Source organism: Frankia sp. CcI49 (genome assembly GCF_001983215.1).
Taxonomy (GTDB): Bacteria; Actinomycetota; Actinomycetes; order Frankiales; family Frankiaceae; genus Parafrankia; species Parafrankia irregularis.
In genome coordinates this window covers 957-24,589 of sequence record NZ_MOWP01000003.1, presented here as the reverse complement: position 1 = coordinate 24,589, position 23,633 = coordinate 957, and the positions used below count along the sequence as shown (strand labels likewise).

Below are 23,633 nucleotides of genomic sequence, written 5' to 3'. Positions count from 1 at the left end.
ACGCGGGCGCGCGGCTGCAGGTGCTCTCCGAACAGGTCGAGTCGGAGCCGCTCCCACCCGCACCCGCCGTCACCCCCGACCCGACGAAGACCGACCCGACGAAGCCCGACGGCGTGAACACCGACAGCGTGAACACCGACGGCGCGGCGAGGAGCACGCCCGCCCCGCCGGCCCGGGTCTGGAGCGACGGGGCGGACCGCGGCCTGCGCGACACCGACGTCGTCCGCAGCCTGCCCGACACCACGGGCCTGCACCGCGCCCTCGACATCTACGGCCCGCGCGTCTTCGGCGCGGGCAACTGGGCGAAGGTCGGCGACGTCGTGAAGGCGACCTTCAGCAACGCGAACCTCGCCACCTCGCTGCCCGGCATGACTCGCGGCCAGCCGCTGACCACACCGCGCCTGCTGAACAGCGCCACCGCACCGGACGTCACCGCCTCGGCCTCCGCGCAGATCATGCATCTGCGCCAGCTGCGCGTCGACGAGGGCGCCGAGCTCAACCCGGTGAACGAGACCACCACGCAGGTGTCCCGGCAGCGCCAGTACTGGTCGCAGAGCGGCCTGACCGTCCAGGTCGGGCTGGAGGGCGATCTCACCGAGGCCGTGCAGGGCAGTGTCGACGTCGCCGGCGGCGGGGCGTACCGCAGCCGGAGCGCCGACGTCATCAGCTCGACCGGCAAGGTGGTGGGAAACGGGAAGTTCGTCAACCCCACGGCGAACTACGAGGGGTTCACCGTCATCTCGATCGAGCTGAGCAACGGCGGGCGGACGGAGACCCTCACCGGCGTCGTACCGGTCGAGCTCGGCTTTCCCGTCGAGGAACTGTCCGCCACGCTCGACCCGAGGTTCGTCACCACCTTCGAGCTGCCCGGTGAGAACGGTGAGCCCGTCCAGTGGTTCGGGCCGCGGACGATGGACCTGCCACTGCCGCCGGTGCCCGCGGTCACGCCAGCTCCCACGGACACACCCACCCCGCTGGTCACCGATCCGGTGACCTCCACGATCCCGCTGGCACCCGTCACCGAATCGACCGGCAGTGCACCCCAGCCAGAAGACACCGCCCCGCAGCCCCAGCCCTTGTCTCCCCAGCCCCAGCCCCTGTCTCCGCAGCCGCAGCCGCAACCGCAGCCGCAGCCGCAGCCGCAGCTCGAGGCTTCTGCCCCGCAGCCGCAGCCGCAGGATCTCGCCCCGCAGCCCGTTCCCCAGGCGGAGAATCCCGCGCCTGTCCCGACCGACCACACCGGCGGATCAGAAGTCCCGGCCCCCCAGCCAGAAGCTCCTGCTCCGCTGCCAGAGACTCCTGCTCCTGTGCCTCAGGCCGAACCCCAGCCGGAGAATCCCGCGCCCCTCCCCACCGACCAGCCGACTGTGAACCCTCCCGAGCTGGAAACCCTGCCGGCGGCGGCAGCGGCGGCGGCAGCGGCGCTGGCCGCGGCAGGAGTCACCGGGGTGACCGCCGAGATCCCGGCACCGGCCGAATCGGCCAGCGCACCCCAACCGGAGAACTCCATCCCCCATGAGCAGCCGGAACCGGAACCGGCGTCGGCGCCGGAACCAGAACCGGTACCCGGAGTCACCTCCGCGATGGAAGGCATCCCACAGCCAGCTCCGGCACCGGAAACACCCGCGGAAGTCGCGGTGCAACCCGGACCTCCACCACTGGCCGCCACCGCCCGGGAATCCCGGCGGCGAACCGTCTCCCGGAACAGTTCGGGAGAGATGGTGGTCGACGGCCGCAGGTTCCGGCCGCGGGCGGTCGGCCGCGACGGTGACTGCTTCTTCACCGCACTGATCATCAGCGCCCGCAGCCAGCGCCCGGGCAGCCGCCTCGCCAACCTGACGGTGCCCGAGCTGCGCGGTCTCGTCCACCAGTGGTTCACCGGGCCCGGCGGCGCGGCGCTACGAGCCGAGCTCGACGACCTGAACGCCAGCGGCTACGCCGCGATCGTCAACGATCTCCTCGACATGCTCACCACCGCCGGCCTCGCGGCCGTCCTGCGCGTACCGGACCCCGGGGACGACGACGCCTGGCCCGCACTGCGCGCCCGGGCCGGGGCGGTGATCCTCGGTGACCCGCTCGGCGCCGCCTGGGACCGCCTCCTGCGACTCGCCCCCGAGCTGCGCCGGTTCGACCTGCGACCAGGCATTTCCGTCAGCGAGCTCGTAGCCCTGTCCATCCGGTCCCGGCTGCTCTGGGAGACACCGGCCTTCGACCGGGTACCCGAAATCACCACTCACGTCCTCAACTCCGACCTCGTTGTCGTCCGACCCGAACGACCCGGCAGGTGGCAGGGCCCGCTCCGGGCCTACGACCTCAACCCCGCGGCCGGACCAGGGGACGACAGCGCCATCCACCTCCTCTACAACGGGCACAGCCACTACGACGCCCTGATCGCCGCAGCCACCCCGGACCAGAACCAGCCGAACGAGGCTCCGGTGCGGCCGCAGACCGCGGACCAGCCGAACGAGGCTCCTACTCGGCCCCAGACCGAGACGCCCGGCCCGCCCGTGGACGAACCGCGAACCGTCCGGCCGGGTGTTCTGGTGAACTCCGCGCGGGGCACGGTCTTCACCTCCCGGACCGCCGGCCTCGCGGCCGGAAGGCGTCCCAGCCGGCAGATCACCACCGTGTTCCTGCCGCGTACGGCGGACGGCCGGATCGGCCTGCCCAACCCGACCGGCCCGGTGGGCCAGAGCAACCCCGTGGGCCAGGCCGGCCCGGGCGGCCAGGCCGGCCCGAACGGCCAGAGTGACCCGACCGACGCCCCCGCGGTCGAGGCACTCGCCCCCGAGGCCCTGCGCGAGCTGCTCGAGCAGGCCGGCTGGCGCGGCGGCCCCGTCCAGCTCTGGCTGCCCGCCCCCGACCCGGCCGCCGTGAACCCGGTCCAGGAGCAGGAGCGGGCACGGGCGCTGAACGCACAGCTGGTCGGGTTCGCCGACAGCCTGCGCACCGAGATCTGGACGCCGAACCCCGCTGCCGCGCCGCGCGTCGAGGACGGCCTCCTGCGCGTCGACACCCAGTTCCCGCACGCCTGGACCGTGACCCCGCCGCGCCCCCAGGCCGAGGGCGGCTCACCGGTCGTCACCCCACCCGTCTGGCTGGCGCCGACCGACGACGGCAGCCTCGGTCCCAGCGGCCGGATCGACGATCCCGTGGTCTGGCCCGGCGGGATGGCCTCGATGAGCCTCGACGACTACCTGACCGCGCTCCCGGCGCTGCGCGGGCTGGCCCAGGCCGGGCCGACACCGGGGCTGTTCGACCTCATCCTGCCCGACGGCGCGGACGGCGCGGACGGCCCGCAGCTGCGGCGTGCCGACGGCACGCTCGAACAGCTGCCCGGAAACCGCATGGAGCTCCACGCCTGGCTGGCGCGCGGCGGCTGGCGGAACGGCGAGGACCTGCGGATCTGGTTCCGCGGCGGTCCCGGTGCCGCCCGGGAGACGCTGCGGAGCCTGGCAGTCCACAACCAAATCGAGATCCTGATGCCCGCCGCGGGCAGCCGACCGTCCTTCCACACTCCCGGCGGGGCGCCGGTGCCCGCCGGTCCGCCGCGGCTCGTCTCCGGCGACGGCACCCCGGGTGTCTGGCAGGAGATCGGGCGTCCCGGCGACCTGGACGCCAGCCGTTGGGAGACCGTCGACGGGCAGCTCCGGCGCCGCACCACCGACGCCGTCGCCCACACCGCCGGCGGCCTCGCGCTGCTCCCACCCGGCGGCCGTGAGGTGCCCGCCCGCACCACGACCCGTCCTGATCATTTCGAGATCTCCGACTCATCGACCCGGCTCACCGCCGGCGACTCCCCGGCACTGGTCGTGGGCCGCTTCGACGGGACGTCCTACGAGGTGCCCGTCGCCGACGTGCCCGCCTTCCTGGCCGCGTACGGCTGGGCGGGCCAGCCGCTCGTGATCGCCGACGACGACCTCCCAGCCGAAGCGCGCGCCTTCTGGGCCCAGGTCGGCGCCGCCGCCGGCACCTTCGTCTTCGCCCCACGCGCCTACGCCGTTCTCGGGCGCCAGCCCGACGGCGAGCCCTTCATCATTACGCAGGGCAGCCCTCGGCTGAGAGCCTGGGAGGTGCTGCACCACCCGGAAGGCCGGCCGCTTCCCCTGGTCACCGACCCGATCGGCCGGCTGCGGCCACCCGACAACCCCAGCTGGCTGCCGCTGGCCACCCTCGGCCTGGCCTCACCGACCTCGGCGGACCTCAGCAGCGCCGTCAGAAACGTCATCGCCGACGACGTCCTTCCCTACCCGTCCGCGACCTTCGTGGTGGACCTGCCGGTCCTCCCTGACGGCCACCTAGGCGTCACCTTCGGTGACGGGACGGTCCGCCCCCTCACCGCGGAACTGACGCCCGCACTGATCGACCAGATGTGGAGCATCCAGAGCGGACCCGTCCGCACCCTGGTCCTGTGGTCACAACCACCACCCGCCGCCACCGAAGCCGCCGGCACCTTCGGCCGGGACGTCCAGGCTCTGGCCGACGCGTCCGGTCTCGCCGTCGTCCGCATTCGCGCCGGTGCCGATCCGAGCTTCCGCCGGGATGTCCCCGGCGGGCCCCTCCACACCACCGGCTTCGACGACGGCGAGTTCCACCCGCCGGAGATCGAGATCGTCCGCCCCCGAGGCCAGGAGGATCTCCCGACCCACCTGACGGTGGACGACGACAGTGTCCTGATCCAGGCACCGACGCCGGACCAACCCCCCGGCCAGCCCCGCCCCCGGCCCCAGCCGCAACCGCAACCCCAGCCCCAGCACCAGCACCAGCACCAACCCCAGCCCCAGCCGCAGCACCAACCGCAACCGCAACCGCAGCCGCAGCACCAACCGCAACCCCAGCCCGAGGCGGCGGCCGAGCAGGAGACAGAGACGGAGATCCTGCCGGGAGACGAGCCGCGTACCGTCCGGCCGGGTGTTCTGGTGAACTCCGCGCGGGGCACGGTCTTCACCACCCGGACCGCCGACCTCGCGGCCAGAATGCGTCCCAACCGCCGGATCACCACCGTGTTCCTGCCACGCACCGCGGACGGCCGGATCGGCCTGCCCGACCCGAGCCGCCAGACCGACGCCGCGCCCGAGGCACTCACCCCGGAGGCCCTGCGCGAGCTGCTCGAGCAGGCCGGCTGGCGCGGTGGTCCCGTCCAGCTCTGGGTTCCCGCTCTGCGCCCGAACCGCGTCGACCCGGCGCATGAACGGGCGCTGCTGGAACAGATGGGCCAGTTCGCCGACAGCCTGCGGGCGGAGGTCTGGGCTCCCGAAGCGGGGGCCGGCCCCGGAGTGCGTGGCGGTCAGCTCCGCGCCTTCGAGGTGCTACATGATCACTGGCAGGTAGCCACGCCACAGCCCGCGGCGGACGAAGGCGCTCCGGTCACCCAGCTCACCGCACCCACCTGGCTGGCACCGACCGCCAACGGCGGCCTCGGTCTCAACAGCCGGATCGCCGGGCCCGTGGTCTGGCCCGGCGGTCTGGCCTCGATGAGCCTCGACGACTACCTGACCGCGCTCCCGGCGCTGCGTGAGCTGGCCCAGGCCGGGCCGACACCAGGGCTGTTCGACGTCATCCTGCCCGACAACATCGACGGCCCGCGGATACGGCTGCGCAACGGCCACCTCGGCCAGCTCCCACGGTGGCCCACCGAGCTCGGCGCCTGGCTGGCGCGCGGCGGCTGGCGGGAAGGCGACGACCTGCGGATCTGGTTCCGCGGCGGTCCCGGCGACGCCCGGGAGAGGCTGCGGAGCCTGGCAGTCCGCAGCAACATCGAGATCCTGATGCCCGCCGCCGGCACCCGGCCCTCCTTCCACACCCCCGAGAGTGCACCGGACCCCGAGGGCGCGCCGGACCCCGCCGGCCTCGCGCGGCTCGTCACCGCCGACGGCGCCCCGGGGCCCTGGCAGGAGATCGGACGTCCCGGTGAGCTGGACGCCAGCCGCTGGGAGACCGTCGACGGGCAGCTCCGGCGCCGCACCACCGACGCCGTCGCCCGCACCACCGCCGGCATCGCGCTGCTCCCACCCGGCGGCGGCGGAAATCTTCCCCCGGCCGGCCACATCGCCGCGCGACCTGACCGTTTCGAGATCCATGGCGGATCGACCCGGCTCACCACCGGCGGCTCCCCGGCACTGGTCGTGGGCCGCTTCGACGGGACGTCCCGCGAGCTGCCGGCCACCGAGGTGCCGGACTTCCTCGCCGCGCACGGCTGGGCGGGCCAACCACTCGTGATCGCCGACGACGCCCTCACCGCCGGGGAACACGCCTTCTGGGCCCAGGTCGGCGCCGCCACCGGCGCCTTCGTATTGGCGCCGTCCCCGGGCGCCACCCTGGAACACCTGCCCACCGGCGACCCGGCCATCCGGCAGGACACCACCCAGTGGGGCCGGCGGGAGTGGCAGGTGCTGCACCATCCCGCGGGCCGGCCGCTGCCCCTGGTCACCGACCCGATCGGCCGCCTGTGGCCACCCGGCGACCCCGTCTGGCTACCTCTGGCCGCCCATGGCCTCCTCTCGCCAGCCACGACAGACCTCGGCGACCTCGCCAGGGAAGCGATCAGGAACGACGACGGCAGCTACCCGCCCTCGGCTTTCATCCTGGACCTCCCCGTCCTCTCCGACGGCCAGCTCGGCCTCGCCTACGGCGACGGAACAGTCCGCCCCCTCACCCCGGACCGGATGCAGATTCTGATCGGCCAGGTACGGGCCACCCAGCGCGAACCTGTCAGCACCCTGGTCCTGTGGTCGCCACCGCCCCCCGCCACCGACGGCGCGGCCAACGCCACCTTCGACCAGGACATCCAGGCCCTCGCCGACGCCTTCAACCACCCCGTCGTCCGCACCCTGCCCGCTGGCTCAGCCGCCTCCGCCGGCTCAGCGGCTTCCCTCGCCTCCTCCGCACAGCAGATCAAGATCGTCCGCCCCAGGAGCCAGCGAGCCAGCCAGGACCGGCCAGATCTCCCGACCTACCTGACCGTGGGCAGCGACGGCAATCTGGCAGAGAGATCAGACAGGTACACCCCGCAGGCGTACGGCGACGGTTCGTACATGTTCGGATCGCACGCCACCGACGTGGGTACCGCGGCCGAGCTCGAGACCTGGGACTCCGGCCTCGCCGCCCTGGACACCGCCGCCGGCGCGCTGCCGCTGCTGGTCGTGCACACCGATGCCGCTGGAAACCCGTCCTGGGATCTCGAGAGACTCCGCACCCTCACCGCCGGGGAGGTCGCCGCCGTCGTCCGCGCCGACCGCGAGGCGCGGTGGCAGCTGGCCGGGCGCGACGCACAACGAATCCGGCTCGACTCGCAGTTGGCCCAGCTCGATGCCGAGCTCGCCGCCGCACAGCAGGACCAGCCGTCGACGTCGGACACGTCCACACCGACACCGGGCACACCGGAGCCGGGCACACCGGAACCGGAGCCGGAGCCGGGACCCAACACACCGCTACCAGAGCCGGGATCGGGGTCGGGGCCGGTTCGGATGGTCACCATCCGAATCCTCACCCCCGAGGAGGAGAGGGCGTTCGAGGACTTCGCGCGAGAAGTCTCGGGACTCATCGGCGGCGACACGATCTACGTGGGTCACAACGCACGTCTGTCGCCCACCGCCCGTGACGTCATCGCCGACCGCTGGGTGCCGGTGACCGCGGCGCCACCGGACGCGACCCCGAGCGCCATCCCAAGCGCCACCCCGGGCACCACCCCGGGCACCACTCCGGACGTCACCCACGTCCGGGACAGCCTGACCGGGCGGCTCGTCCCGATCAGTGCGAGCCTGGACACCCCCGCGCTGGACTACACCGAGTGGTACCAGTTCGGCGCCTCGATCTCGGACGTCGCCGTGACGGTCCACTCCGACGAGCGGGGCGTCTACGCCATCGAACTGACCGACCCGTACGAATCCGCCGCCTCCCGGCGGGTCGTGGAGCGGGTCGACGGCGTGTTCCAGGTCCTGGTCGACGGCGACCGTGACCGGGTGACCGGGTGGCTGATCGAGATGGGTCCCGTCACCATCCCGCCGGAGCAGCTCGCGGGGCTCGTCCACCGGCACCTGCCGGACCCCGATGACGGGGTGTCCTTCACCGCCGTCGTGCTGGTGCCCCGCGAATCGCTGCCGCCGGCACTCGCGACGCCCTACCTCACCGCCTACCCGGTCCTGTTCGGGATGGAGCTGGACACGCCGGAGCGGACGGAAAGGCTGGAGTTGCTGGCGGCGCACCTGCAACCGTCGTCGTCCACCCCCCTGTGGCAGCCGGTACCGCGACCCGCCCGGCTGCAGCCGAGGCGGCAGAACCTTCACCCGGTCTCGCTCGACCTGCATTCCACCGGCGACCTGACGCCAGCCGGCGACCTGCCCCCCGGCCTGGTGCAGGACGCCGAGAACGGCAGGTTCGTCGTCCTCGTCGGCAGCGCCCCCGACGGCAGACTGGTGCTGCGGGTGAACGGTGTGCTGGAGCCGGCCACCCCGCGGGTGGTCGTCCGCCTCATCGTCACGGGTGCCGAGAACCTCGGCGTGAGACCGACGCCGCGGATGCTGGCGATCTGGGCCCTGCCGCCCGCGGGCACCACCCCGAACACACCCCTGCCGCCCGGCGGCACCGGGCACCCCGCACACCCCGCGCAGCCTGAGCACACTCCGCCGCTGCCACCCGGCTACCTCGAACGACTCGATCGCTTCCGCCAGCGGGTCGCCGAACTGCTACCCCTCATCCCCGCCGCCACCACACTGGCCAAGAAGGAGCTCATCTACCCCGGCCCCGGCGGGATCGTCACCCTCCCGGACGGCTCCCAGGCCCGCGTCATCCCCGTCCCGACCGACCACTCCCACGACCAGGGCGGCCTCCTGGGCGCCATCCTCTCCAGCGCCGCCGCCCAACACCCCACATCACCCCTCGCCGGGATGCACCGACAGCTCGCCCTCGCCCCCGGACCAGTTCTCGCCCACCTGCGCGCCGCGCTCGCCGACATCCATCAGAATCTCGTCGCACCCCTCCTCCACCCCGACGACCCCCGCCCCGGAACCGACTTCCTCACTCACGCGGTGCTCCGGTACCTGAACGACGACGATGTCGCCGGCCTGCTCACGGACGGGACCACGGACAGCGGCGGGCCCGCGGAGACCGACGGTGGCACCGAGGACAGCGGCGGTACTGAGAACGGCGGCGGTACTGAGAACAGCGGCACAGATCTGCGCGGCTCTGTCGACGGCGGCACGGAAACCGGCGGCTCGGTGGACGGTGGCACCGCCCGCCCCGGTACGCCGGAAGGCGGCGACACGTCCGGGATGGCCGCGGCCCTGGCGGCCATCGAGGCATCCGTGGAGCGCGCCGGGCGGGCTGTCGCCGACGCCGCGGCCATGCTCGCCACGAGCCCCGCCCATCCCGCCTGGGACCGTCTCGAGACGCTGCTGTCCGGCCGCCGGGCGAGGCGTTTCGAACTGCTTGTGCTCCAGTCCCTGCGCGCCACCATGTACGAGCTCGGCGGACGCATGCCGACTGTGAGCGAGGTGGAGGCCCACGAACTCCGCGGCCCCGACCCGAGCCGCTGGCTGAGCGAGCGAGAGCTCCGGCAGATGCTCGTCGACGCCCTGGGAATACGGCTGGTGCTCCACACACCCGAATCGGCGCGGAGTGGAAGATTCGCCGAACCCGAGGAGGTCACCAGTGTGGCCGCCCCGTCCGAAACGGCCGAAGCACCCGACGAGCTCGTGATCCACATCTTCCATGACGTCTACGCAGGGCGGTCACCCGGTTCCGACCGCTCCGGCGAATCCGGTGAATCGGACGCACCCAGTGAATCGGGCGCGCCCAGCGAATCCAACGAATCGGATGCGCCCGGCGAATCGAGCGTGCCCGGCGGATCCGGCCGGTCCAGCAGTCCCAGCGGGTCGAGTGAGTCCGGCGAGTCCACGTCCGCCGGCGTGTCCGTCCCCGACCCGTATCTCGCCCTGCACCCGCTCGGCGCGACGGCGCCCCCTCCGCTCCGGGACGCGCCGCTCACCCCCACCTCCACCACCGGCCCCGCGGAGGAGGGACTACGACTGCTGGGGGACTGGACCAGCGGACGTTTCCCGCCCCCCGGCTACGAGGAGGCGCCGGCCGGGCAGGGGACACAGACGGCGACCCAGCCCACGGACGAGCCGCGGACCGTCCGTCCGGGCGTCGTGGTGAACTCCGCCCGGGGAACTGTCTTCACCCCCCGGACCGCCGACCTCGCGGCCGGCCTCCACCCCAGCCGCCGGATCACCACCGTGTTCCTGCCGCGCACCGCGGACGGCCGGATCGGCCTACCCGACCCGGCCGAGCAGACCAGCCCAGCCGACCTGGCCGAGCAGGCCAGCCCGGCTGACCCGGCTGACCCGGCTGAGTGGACCAGCCCGGCCGGCGCCACCGCCTCCGAGGCGCTCACCCCGGAAACCCTGCGCGAACTGCTCGAGCAGGCCGGCTGGCGCGGCGGCCCCGTCCAGCTCTGGCTGCCCGCCGTCGACCCGACCGACGACCTCGAACCAGCCCACGACGAGGCCCTCGCGGCCCAGACCGCCGAGTTCGCCGACAGCCTGCGCACGGAGATCTGGACGCCGAACCCCGCCGCCGCGCCGCGGGTCGAGGACGGCCTCCTGCGCGTCGACACCCGGATCCCGCAGGCCTGGAACGTGACCGCCCCCCGCCGCCCGGCGGCCGGCGGCGCACCGGTCATCACCCCGCCGACCTGGCTGGCCCAGTCCGCCGACGGCGACGGAGCCCTCGGCCCGGGGGCGACCGCCGGCCCCGCGCCCGGGCAGGGCGGTCTCGTGCGCTGGCCCGGCGGCATGGCCTCGATGACCCTCGACGAGTACCTCACCGCGCTCCCGGCGCTGCGCGAGCTGGCCCAGGCCGGGCCGACCCCGGGCCTGTTCGACGTCATCCTGCCGGACACCACCGAAGGCCCCCGGCGGCGCTCACCCGACGGGACACTCGAACAGCTACCCGCCCAGCGCCGCGAACTCGCGGCCTGGCTGCGCGGCGGCGGCTGGCGGGAAGGCGACGACCTGCGGATCTGGTTCCGCGGTGGTCCCGGTGAGGCCCGGGAGACACTGCTGGACCTGGCGGAGCTCAACTACACCGAGAACATCGAGATCCTGATGCCCGCCGCCGGCAGCCGGCCCTCCTTCCACACCCCCGGCGGGGCGCCGGTCCCCGCCGGCCCGCCGCGGCTCGTCACCGGCGACGACACCCCAGGCCGCTGGCAGGAGATCGGGCGTCCCGGTGAGCTGGGCGCGAGCCGCTGGGAGACCGTCGGCGGCCGGCTCCGGCGCCGCACCACCGACGCGGTCGCCCGCACCACCGCGGGCATCGTGCTGCTCGCACCCGGCAGACGCACGGCACTGCCCAGGCCCGATCGTCTCTCCACCCGAACCGACCGGTTCGAGATCCAGGAAGCATCAGTCCAGCTCACCGCCGCCGGTACCGCGGCGCTGGTCATCGGCCGCTTCGACGGGACGTCCTATGAACTGCCCGCCGTGGACGTGCCCGCCTTCCTGACCGCGCACGGCTGGGCCGGCCAGCCACTCGTGATCGCCGACGATACCCTCACGGACGAGGGACGCGCTTTCTGGGCCCAGGTCGGCGCCGCCGCCGGCGCCTTCGTCTTCGCGCCGCCCCCGGGCGAGACGCTGGGCATCCGACCCGGCGGCGACCCGAGCCTGGTGATGCGCAGCGAACGGCACCCGGTCGCCTGGAAGGTGCTGCACCACCCCGAGGGCCGGCCGCCGCCGCTGGTCACCGACCCGGTCGGCCGGCTGTGGCCGCCCGACTCCCCGGTCTGGATGCCGACGGTCACCCCGGGCCTGGCCTCACCGGCCACAGCGAGTTTCACCACCCCCGTGCTACGCAGCGGCTTCGCCTACCCGCGCTCGGCCTTCGTGCTGGATCTCCCCGTGCTCCCCGACGGCCACCTCGGCCTCACCTACGGCGACGGAACAGTCCGCCCGCTCACCCCGGACCGGACGCGGACGCTGACCGACCAGGTGCGGGCCACCCGGAACGAACCCGTCAGCACCCTGGTCCTGTGGTCGCCACCGCCCACCGCCACCGACGGCACGGCCGACGCCGCCTTCAGCCAGGACGTCCAGGCACTGGCCGACGCGTCCGGTCTCGCCGTCGTGCGCATCCTCACCGGCACCGACCCCTACGCCGACGGCGGGATCCCCGGTGCCCTCACGTCCGTCTTCGGCATCCCCGACGGCGACTCCGTTCCGCTGACGATCGAGATCGTCCGCCCCCGGGGGCAGGAGGGCCTCCCGAGCTACCTGACGGTGGACAGCGGTGTCCTGACCGACGTGACCAGCAGGGACGTCCCGCGGGCGTATGACAACGGCTCGTACCTGTTCGGGTCGCACGCCACCCAGCCGGACATCGTCGCCGAGCTGGCGGCCTGGGATTTCGGTCTCTCCGTCCTGGAGATCGGCACCGGCATGCCGCCGCTGCTGGTCGTGCACACCGATGTCGCCGGAAATCCGTCCTGGGAGCTCGGGCGGCTGCGTGCGATCTCCGCCGGGGAGGTCGCCGCGGTCGTCCGAGCCGACCGTGGGACTCGCCGGCGACAGGCGCAGCTCGATGCGCAGCAGGCCCGGCTTGATTCCGCACACGCACCGAGGCCGGGTAGACCGAGGCCGGGCGAACCGGAACTCGAACCGGAACTCGAACCGGGGCTGGAACCGGGGCTGGAAACCGCATCGGAGCCGGTGCCGGATCCGGTACCGAACGCATCGGTCCCGGACCCGGCACCGGAAACGCTTCGGATGGTCACCACCCGGATGCTCACTCCCGTGCAGGAAAGGGCGTTCGAGGCCTTCGCGCGAGAGGTCTCGGCACTGCTCGGCGGCGAGACGATCCATGTGGGTCACAACGCGCGCCCGGCACCCGCCAGCCGTGACGTCATCGCCGAACGCTGGGTGCCGATCGCCGCGACACGACCGGGCAGCACCCCGAACACCATCCCGAACGCCACCCACATCCAGGACGGCCTGACCGACCGGCTCGTCCCGATCAGCGCGGATCTGGGAATTCCATCGCTGGATTTCTCCGACTGGCAGCTGTCCGGGGCGTCGATCTCCGACGTCGCCGTGACGGTCTACTCCGACGAGCAGGGCGTCTACGCCATCGACCTCAGGAATCCGGACGAGGAACGCACCTCCCCGCGGGCCRTCGAACGGTCCGACGGGATATTCCAGGTGCTGGTCGACGGCGACCGGGACCAGGTGATCGTGCAGCTGGCGGAATTCGGCCCCGCAGCCATCCCGCCGGAGCAGCTCGCCGCGCTCGTCCAGCGGCATCTGCCCGGGCCGCGGGACGGTGTCACCTTCAACACCGTCGCACTGGTAACCCCCCGACCGCTACCGGCATCCTTCGGACCGCCCTACCTGACCGCGTTCCCCGTCCTGCTCAGGACGGAACTGGGCCTACCGGTCCGGATTCGGCTGGACTACCAGCAGGATTCGGCGCCCGTCGCCCAGTGGCCGACGACGCCGAACCTCGACCAGACACAGCCGAGGCGAAGGAATCCCGAACATCCGGTCTCCCTCGACCTGCATTCCGAACGTTTCCCGACGCCCCGGCAGGATCTGCCTCCCGGCCTGGCACAGGATGCCGAGAACGGCAGGTTCGTCGTCCTGGTCGACAGCGCCGCCGACGGCAGACTGATGGTGCGGGTACGCAACAGAGTCGAACCCGTCACTCCGCAGGTACTCGCCCGGCTCATCGTGACGACCGCCCACCGCGTCTACGGTGTGGAAATCACCCCGGATCAGCTGGCGATCTGGGTCTTCCCGCCCGCGGGCGTCACCCCGAACACTCCCCTGCCGCCCGATAGCCCCGCACAGTCCGGACACACCCCGTCGCTTCCGCCTGGTTACCTTGAGCGGCTCGACCGATTTCGCCTGGAAGTCGCCCGGTATCTGTCCGTCGCTCCCGAGGCGGGTGTGATCGCGCGGCCTGAACCGGTCTATTCCGGCCTGGGTGGGATCATCACTCTGCCGGATGGGACCCGGGCTCGTATCATGCCTGTTCCCACTGGTCATCCTCAGGATCGGGGTGGTCTTTTCGCCGCGGTTCTCGCGAGTGCCGCCGTGCAGCTTCCGGTGTCCGCGCTTGCTGCGATCCACCGTCATTTCCGGCAGGCGCCGGAGCTGGTTCTGGCGCGGTTGCGGGCTGCTCTCGCCGATGTCCATCAGAACGTGATCGCCCCGTTGCTGTCTCCCGGTGCCGTCCGTCCGGGGACGGATCCTCTTCGTGACCGGGTACTCGCCGTCCTGAGCGCGGATGAGCTGCGCGGTCTGACCACCGAGGACGGCGCTCCGGCCGCCGGGGATGGAGCTCCAGCCGGCGGGGTTGAAGGTGTGGTCGCGGTGCTCGCGTCCGATCCTTCTCACCCGGGCTGGGATCGGCTTGAAACGCTGCTTCTCGCGGGTGGGTATCCCGCCGAGGCGCTGATTCTCACGGTGACGATCCGTTCCGCCATGTGGGGGCTGGACGGTCGTGTGCCTACTGTGACGGAGCTGGAAGCGTCCGAGTTGCGGGTCGCTGGTCCGTATGGCGGGGGGTGGCTGGCTGCGGCCGGTTTCCTGGGTCTGGTCGCCGATGCTCTCGGGGTGCGGCTGGTACTGCACACGGCGGATTCGGTCAGTCAGGAACCGCCGGACCCGTTGCGGATCACCGGGCCGCTGGCCGCGGCATCCGAACCCCCCACCGCCCCGGCACCCGAAACACCCGCATCAGAAACACCCGCGGCCGCATCCGGAGCAGCCGAGGCCGCCCCGGCGCTCGAAACGGCCGAAACACCCGAAATTCATGTCTTCCTCGGCCAGGAATCCGGCCGGCCCGCCGACCTCACCTCCGACCCGGCCGACCACCAGTACTCCGCCCTGCGCCCACTCGGCGCCGACGACCCACCCCCACCAGCCGCGGTCGAGCCCGCGACACCGGCCGCAGCCGAGCCCGCGACACCGGCCGGCACGACACCCACCCCCGCGGACCAGGCACTCCGACAGCTCACAGCCTGGACCAACGAACGTTTCCCGCCCCCCGCCTACCCGCCCCCCACCGACCAGGCCGCACCCGTCGACCCGCCGGAGAACCGGTCGTCCCGCACCGCCGGACCGGAAAGCTCCACCGGCGCGACCGACAGCGCCCCGGGGGCTCAGCGCGAGAGCACCCCGGAGCCGCCGCGGGAGATCGCCAGCCAGCCTCGGCCGGAATCACCGCTCGCGCCGGACCACGTGGGCACCCTGCCTCCCGGTGTCCGCGTCGACGCCGGAAGGGGGGTGGTCTACACGGAGACGACGGCCCGGCAGGTCGGGCTCCTCACCCCCAGCACCTCCGTGATCACCTTGCTGCTCCCGCGCGCCGCGGACGGCCGCATCGCCCTGCCGGGCCCCGACGGCCCCGACGGCCCCGACGGCCCCGACGGCGCGATCAGCGACGAAGGATCGACTGAAGCGACGCCTGAGGCGGCACCCGAGACGGCGCTCGAGGCGCTGACGGTGGCCACCTTGCGTGAACTGCTGGCGGCTGCCGGCTGGCGGGGCGGACCGGTCCAGCTGCTGCCGATCGGCCCCCGGGCACAGACCCCGGAGCAGGCCGCCTCCTGGGACGAGGCCCTCACCAACCAGATGGAGGACTTCGCCGACAGCCTGCGTGCGGATTTCTACTCGCCCGACCCGGCCGCCCGGCCGCGGATCGACAACGGGCGCGTCCGGGTCAGCTCCAGCCTGCCGAACGGCTGGTTCCGGGCCGTGCCCCGCCGTCCGGAGAACGGCGGTGAACCGGTGGTGACGCCTCCCGGCTGGCTGCGGCCGGACGGCCTGGGCGGGCTCCGGCTGATCGGCGGCGGCACGGTGCACTGGCGCGGCGGAATGGCGTCGATGACTTTGAGTGAATACCTCGTGGCGCGCCCGACGCTGCAACAGATGGCACAGGCGGAACCGGAGTCCACGCCGGCCCTGTTCGATCTCGTCCTGCCGATCAACGCCCAGGGCCCCGGGCGGGTGACGGACGCGGGCCGGGTCGGAGCGCTGCCGCGGGACCTGACCGACTGGTTGACACACGGTGGCTGGCAGCCGGGAACGGACCTGCGGATCTGGAGTGAGGGCGGACCCGGCGGCCTCCTCCCGGCGCTGCGGGACCTCGCGGCCGGCAACGGCATCGAGATCCTGATGCCCGCCGCGGGCGGCAGGCCCTCCTTCCGCGCCTTCGGCTGGAACGCCGACCGTGCCGCGGGCGGCCCGCCGCGGGTCGTCAGGGCGGACGGGTCGCCGGGCACCTGGCAGGAGCTGGGTCAGTACGGCGAGCTGGGCGTGAGCGGGTGGGAGTCCGTCGACGGCGGACTGCGGCGACGGACGTCCGACGCGGTGATCCGCACACCGGCCGGAGTGATCCTGCTACCACCGGGTGGCCGCGGGCCGCTGCCGACGCCCGCCGCGCCCGCCGCGCCCGCCGCGTCTGGCGTGTCCGGTGCGTCTGCCGCGTCTGCCGCGTCCGGTGCCCGGCCGGACCGGTTCGAGGTGCGCGGCGGCACCCTGCGGGTTCGGGCCGACGGTACGCCGGTCCTCGTCGTCGGCCGGTTCGACGGGACGTCCCGCGAGCTGCCGGCCACCGAGATACCGGACTTCCTCACCGCGCTCGGGTGGACGGGCCAGCCACTGGTGATCGGAGACGACGGGCTGAGCCCCGCGCTGCGCGACCTGTGGGCCCAGGTCGGCGCCGCCGCCGGGACGTTCGTCTTCGCGCCACCCGCGACCGCCAGGTTGCTGACCTGGCCCGACGGCGCCCCGTTCCTGATCGGCAACGCGCTGGACCCAGACGCCCTGGACAGCCTCGAAGACCTCGCCGAGGGCGCCCTCACCACCCGCGACCTCGCGGGCTGGGAGCTTCTGCACAGCACGGAGGGTGTTCCGGCGCCGCTGGTGACCGACCCGTTCGGCCGGCTGTCGCCGCCGGACGCCCCGATGTTGCTGCCGATGACCTCGCCCGGCCTCGCCTCGTCGACCGCGCACGCCTTCGACGGCCTCGTCCTGGACTCGATGCTGCCCTACCCGGACTCGGTCTTCGCGCTGGATCTGCCGGTGCTGCCCGACGGCCGCCTCGGGCTGCTGTTCGGTGACGGCTCGGTGCGCCCGCTCGGCCCGGACCTCCTGCCCGTCCTGGTCGCCGCGGTGGCGGCGCGCCAGGATGGCCAGCCGGTGGCGGCGTTCGTGCTGTGGTCGCCTCCGCCTGGCTCCGACGGGCCGGCCGCCACCTTCGAGCTGGCGGTCCAGAACCTCGCCGACGCGCTCGGGCGCCCCGTCGCACGCATCGACCGGGGGGCCGACCCGTTCGCCGAGCTGTACGTCCCGGGCGCGGCCGCCCGCCGGCCGGGCGCGCCGGGCACCCCGCGCAGCACACCGCACCTCACGATCGTCACGCCCCGTGGCTGGCGCGGCGCCCGGGCCGAGGGCCTCCCGACCGAGGTGCGGCTGGACGTCGACGGCTCCCTGGCCGAGACGGAGGTCGACGGCGACCCCGCCCCGCTCCCCATCGCTCCCGAGACACCCGCCGTTCTCGCGGTTCCCGAGGCACCCGCCGCTCCTGCCGTTCCCGCGGTTCCCGAGGCACCGGCCGCTCCCGCGACGGTCGCTGCTCCCGCGGTACCTCCCGCCCCCGCCCTCGCGGCCGGGACGGATCCGGAGCCCGCCGGCCCGGTGGAGGCGGTGCGYCCGCTGCCGCCGGGGGTCCAGGTCGATGCCACGCGGGGAACCGTCTTCACCGCGGAGACCGCGGAGCTCGCGGCCCGCCTCCGGCCCAGTGACCGGATCACCACTGTCTTCCTGCCCCGGGGCCGGGACGGCCGGATCGTGCTGCCCGTCCTGGACGTCATGCCCGGCCTGCCCGGCGTGGACGGCCTGGACGTCACTCCGGACATCCTGCGCGGACTGCTGGAGAACGCGGGCTGGCGCGGCGGCCCCGTCCAGCTCTGGGTGGCCCCGCTCTATCCGGACGACGTGGAGCGGGAGCGGGAGCGGGCGCTGCTGGGGCAGATGACCGAGTTCGCCGAAAGCCTGCGTGCGGAGTTCTGGGCACCCCACCCGGGCGGCCAGCCGCAGATCCAGGACGGCCGCCTCCGGGCGCGTACGCCGGCTGCCTGGCGGATGGCCAGGCCACAGACTGGCGACGCGTCGGTGGTCACCCCACCGACCTGGCTGATGACGAACGACCTCGGCTGGCTCGTGTTCGAGATCGGCGGGCCCGTGATCTGGCCCGGTGGCCTGGCCTCCCTCACCCTCGACGAGTACCTCGACGCACTCCCGGCGCTGCGCCTGCTGGCCCAGGCCGGGCCGACCCCGGGACTGTTCGACCTGGTCCTGCCGGACACCACCGGAACCGACGCCGCCGGCCCGCGACTGCGGTCCACCCGCGGCAACCTCGAGCCGCTGCCCGGACGTGCCAACCAGTTCGCCGCCTGGCTGAGAGACAACGGCTGGCGGGGCGACGACATCCGGATCTGGGCCGCGGGCGGTCCGGGTGACGCCAGAGCGACGTTGGCGACCCTGACGGACCGGCATCAGATCGAGATCCTGATGCCGGCCCCCGACAGCAGACCTTCCTTCCACCTTCCCCCGGGCGGGCCGGTCGCAGCCGGCTCTCCACATCTCGTCGTCACCACCGCCGGCGCGGGCACGACCGCCGGTGCGGGCAGGACCGCCGCCACAGGTTCCTGGGAGACGACAGGACGTGCCCGTGAACTGAACGCCAGCCGCTGGGAGACCGTCCAGGGCCGGCTCCGGCGGCGCACCACCGCCGCCGTCGCGCGCACCGCCGCCGGTGTCGTTCTCCTGTGGCCCGGGGGCGGCAATCTGCCCGCCCCGGCCGGGATCGCCGCGCGAACCGACCGGTTCGAGGTGCGGGGCGGATCAGTCCGGCGCGCCGGCGACGGCACCCCGATCCTGGAGGTCAGCTACTTCGACGGGAGCAGGGAGGAACTGCCAGCCGTCGCCGTACCCGCCTTCCTGACCGCGCACGGCTGGGAAGGCCAGCCACTCGTGATCGTGACCGACGACCCGACAGGCGAGGAGCGCGACTTCTGGGCCCAGGTCGGCGCCGCCGCGGGCGTCTTCGTCTTCGGACCGCCGGACGACACGACCCTGCTGCTCCGGCTCGGGGGTGACCCGAGCTACGTGACCGGCTTCCCGCCCCGGCCGGCACCCTGGCAGGTGCTGCACCACCCGGAGGGCCAGCCGGTACCGCTGGTCACCGACCCGATCGGCCGGCTCTCACCACCGGGCGCCCCGGTCTGGATGCCAATGGCCTTCCACGGCCTCGCCTCACCGGCCACACCGGAGGTGAACCCTGCCGCCGGCAGGACCGATCTTCCCTATCCGCGCTCGGCGTTCGTTCTCGATCTCCCCGTCCTCCCCGACGGCCACCTCGGCCTCATCCACAGCGACGGGACGGTCCACCGCCTCGTCCCGGACCTGATGCCAGCGCTGATCGAGCAGGTGGCAGCCGCCCAGCGTGAGCCGATCAGCGCGCTGGTGCTCTGGTCGCCGCCGCCCACGGCCGACGAAGCCACGGCGGTCTTCGCCGCGGATGTCCAGGCGCTCGCCGAGGCGTTCCGCCGCCCGGTCGCCCGCATCCGCTCCGACGCCGCGCCGTTCGGTCCGCACGAGGTACCGGGCCGCGCCCAGCGACGGCCCCGCACCGCCAGCCCCGGGCGGAGCGGCTCGCCCACCCCGGATCTCGAGATCGTCGCACCCCGGCACCACCCCCCCGCCCAGGTGACGGTGAGCGTCCAGGGCATCCTGACCGAGGCGACCAGCACGGACGTCCCGCGGGCCTACGGCAACGGCTCGTACATGTTCGGGTCGCACGCCACCCAGCCCGCCACCGCCACCGAGCTGGAGGTCTGGGATACCGGCCTCGCCGCGCTGGAGACCGCGATCGGCATACCGCCGTTGCTGGTGGTGCACACCGACTTCGCCGGACATCCGTCCTGGGAGCCCGACCGCCTCCGCGCGATCACCGCCGGGGAGGTCGCCGCCGTCGTCCGCGCCGACCGTGAGACACGCCGGCGACAGGTCCAGCTCGAGGCGCGACAGGCGCAGCCGGGCACACCGGTTCCGGGGCCGGGGCTGGAGTCGGGGCTGGCGCCGGGGCGGAACACGCCGGTACCGGAGCCGCCGCCGGAAACGATTCGGATGGTCACCACCCGGACGCTCACTCCCGTGCAGGAAAGGGCGTTCGAGGCCTTCGCGCGCGAGGTCTCGGTGCTGCTCGGCGGCGAGACGATCTACGTGGGTCACAACGCGCGTCCGGTGCCCGCCGAACGTGACGTCATCGCGGACCGCTGGGCGCGGGTGGTGGCGACGTCACCGGACGTCACCCCGAACACCACCCCGAACGCTACCCACCTGCAGGACAGCCTGACCGGCCGGGTGGTCCCGATCAGCACCGGCCTGGAGCTCCCGAACCTGGACTTCTCCGACTGGTACCTGGCCGGCGCGTCCGTCTCCGACATCCCCGTGACGGTCTACTCCGATGAGCGGGGCGTCTACGCCATCGATCTGACCGACCCCATCGGCGACCGCACCCCGCCCCGGGCTGTGGAACGGGTCGACGGTGTGTTCCAGGTGCTGGTCAACGGCGACCTCGGCCAGGTGACCGTGCGGCTCGACGAGCACGGCCCCGTCCTCCTCCCGCCGGAACAGCTCGCCGCCCTCATCCAGCGCCATCTACCGAGCACCGGGGATGCCGTGGCCTTCAGCAGCATCGCGCTGGTGACACCGCAGCCGATGCCGTCGCCCCGGCAGCGTCCGCTGAACACGTTCCCGGTCCTGCTCTCGATCGAGTTGGACCTGCCGGTGCGGACGCGAGCCTCGGCGCGGTCTCCCGTCCACGAGTGGCCGCTGGCACCCGTCCCCGACCCGCCCGGGCCGGCGGGTGGGGGGGTCGGCCATCCGGTCTCCCTCGATCTGCGTTCCACCGGCGACCCGATACCGCCGAGCGACCTGCCCCCCGGCCTGACACGGGATGCCGAGAACGGCAGGTTCGTCGTCCTGGTCGACAGCGCCGCCGACGGCAGACCGGTGCTGCGCGTCAACGATCGGGCGGATCCCGTTGTGCCGCAGGTGTTGGCACGTTTCATCGTGACGGCCGCCCACCGTGTCCACGGTGTGGAAATCACCCCGGATCAGCTGGCGATCTGGGTCGTCCCGCCCGCGGGTGTCACCCCGAACACGCCACTGCCGCCGCCCGCCCGGACCACGCACCCCGAGAACGGCTCGACCACGCCGACATCGCCCGAGGACGCCTCGACCACATCCGCGTCGCCCGACGGCGCCACGTACACCCAGGACACCTCGACCGCACACCCGCCCGCCGGCGATTCCGCGCAGCCCGGGCCCGCCCCGTCGCTTCCGCCTGGTTACCTTGAGCGGCTCGACCGATTCCGCCTGGAAGTCGCCCGGAACCTGCCACTCGCTCCCGAAGCAGGCGTGATCGCGCGGCCTGAGCCCCCTTATTCCGGCCCGGGTGGGATCATCACCCTCCCGGACGGGATCCCGGCCCGCATCATGCCCGTCCCCACCGGTCACCCCCAGGACCAGGGCGGTCTTTTCGCCGCCGTTCTCGCGAGTGCCGCCGTTCAGCTTCCCGCGTCCGTACTCGCGCAGATCCACCGTCATTTCCTGCAGGCACCGGAGCCGGTTCTGGCCCGGCTGCGGGCTGCTCTCGCCGACGTCCACCAGAACCTGATCGCACCGTTGCTGCACCCCGGCGCCACCCGCCCAGGGACGGACCTTCTCCGTGACCGGATACTCGCCGCCCTGAGCCCCGACGAGCTACGCAGTCTGACCACCGGGGACGGCGCACCGGCCACCGAGCCCGAAGGTGTCCTCGCGGCTCTCGCGTCCAGCCCCTCTCACCCGGACTGGGATCGACTCGAAACGCTGCTTCTCGCGGGCGGACATCCCGCCGAAGCGCTCATCCTCACGGCGACGATCCGTTCCACCCTGCGGGGGCCGGACGGTCGTGTGCCCACAGTGACCGAGCTGGAAGCATCCGAGCTGCGGGCCGCCGGTCCCTATGGCGGGGGGTGGCAGGCCGCGGCCGGTTTCCTGCACATGATCGCGGATGCTCTCGGGGTGCGGCTGGTACTGCACACCGCCGATTCGGTCAGTCAGGAACCACCGGTCCCGCTGCGGATCACCGGCCCGCTGACCGCGGCATCCGAACCCGCGCCCACAGCCACACCCGCACCTGGAACCTCCACATCCGCACCTGGAACAGCCGAGGCCGTTCCGGCAGTCGAAACAACCGGGACAACAGGGACTGCCGGAACGCCGGAAGTCCATGTCTTCCTCGGCCAGGAATCCGGCCGGCCGGCCGACCTCACCTCCGACCCGGCCGACCACCAGTACTCCGCGCTGCGCCCGCTCGGCGCCGACGACCCGCCCCCACCGGCCGCGGTCGAGCCCACGACACCGCCAGACACGGCACCCACCCCCGAGGACCAGGCACTCCGCCAGCTCACAGCCTGGACCAACGAACGTTTCCCACCCCCCGCCTACCCGACCCCAGCCAACCAGGCCGCACCAGCCGACCAGATCGACGCCACCGAGTCCCGATCCGGGAGTACTGGCCAGCCCCCGGTCGAGAGCACCGCCGGAGCGCAGCCCGGAAGCCCTGTCGGGCCGCAGCCCGGAAGCGCCGGCCAGTCAGTACCCGAAATCGCCGACCGTCCCGCGGATGCACCGCAACCGTCGGCGCCGCGGACTCCGGGAGAACCCGATGTGCCCCCGGCGCCCCCGGTGCCCGGGGACTCCGGCCCACTGCCCGAATCCCCGGCGTCGCAGTCCCCGCCGCCCGTCTCCCGCACCGGATCCGGAGAGATCGTCGTCGGTGACCGCCAGTTCAGGCCGGTCCCGATCACCGACGACGGCGGCTTCTTCACGGCACTGATCACAAGCGTGCTCAGCCAGCGCCCGGGCACCTCGCTCGACAACACGACTCCGACAGACCTGCGCGAACGCCTGTTCCGCTGGTTTGCGGGAGGAACCGGAAGGTCACTGCGGGCACAGCTGGACGACCCGGTGAACGGAAGCCACCGCGTGATCGTCCAGGGCCTCCTCGACGGGCTCAACTCCGCGGCCCTCGCCGGCATCCTCGGCGAACCGGCGCCGTCCAGCTTTTTCGCCTGGTCTTCGCTCCGGCAGCGCGCGGAGGCCGCGATCATCGGCAATCCGTTCGGTACCGCCTGGAATCGCATGTTGCAGCGAGTCCCCGAGCTGAACAACCTGATTCCACCCAGGGGCATGATGATCAGTGACCTCGTCGGGATGGCGATCCGATCCCCGCGGCTGCGGAACACTCCGCTCTTCGATCAGGTGCCCGCCGTGGTCGCGCAGGCCCTCAACATCAACCTCGTGATCGTCCGCCCCACTCGCCCGCAGGACCGGAACAGCCCTCTCGCTCTTCTCGACCTGCCCTCACCCGCCGGCTTCGCACCCGGTCAACCCGTCTATCTCAGCTACAACGGGCAGAACCAGTACGACGCCCTGATCGCGAACACCGCGGCGCAGCCCGCCTCGGCGCCGAGGGACGGCTCGGCAGCGCCCGAGCGCGAGTCGTCAGCTCGCTGA

1 protein-coding gene (only partly in view) is annotated in these 23,633 nt (G+C 73.1%); it reads left to right on the top strand.

The genetic code is table 11. The features are described from left to right. Positions 1 to 23,633: the 3' portion of a hypothetical protein gene (locus CcI49_RS00915; RefSeq protein WP_206745179.1), read on the top strand. The gene continues 11,467 nt to the left of window position 1, outside the view; 23,633 of the gene's 35,100 nt are visible here — the last part of the coding sequence; the start codon falls outside the window, past its left edge; its stop codon occupies positions 23,631 to 23,633.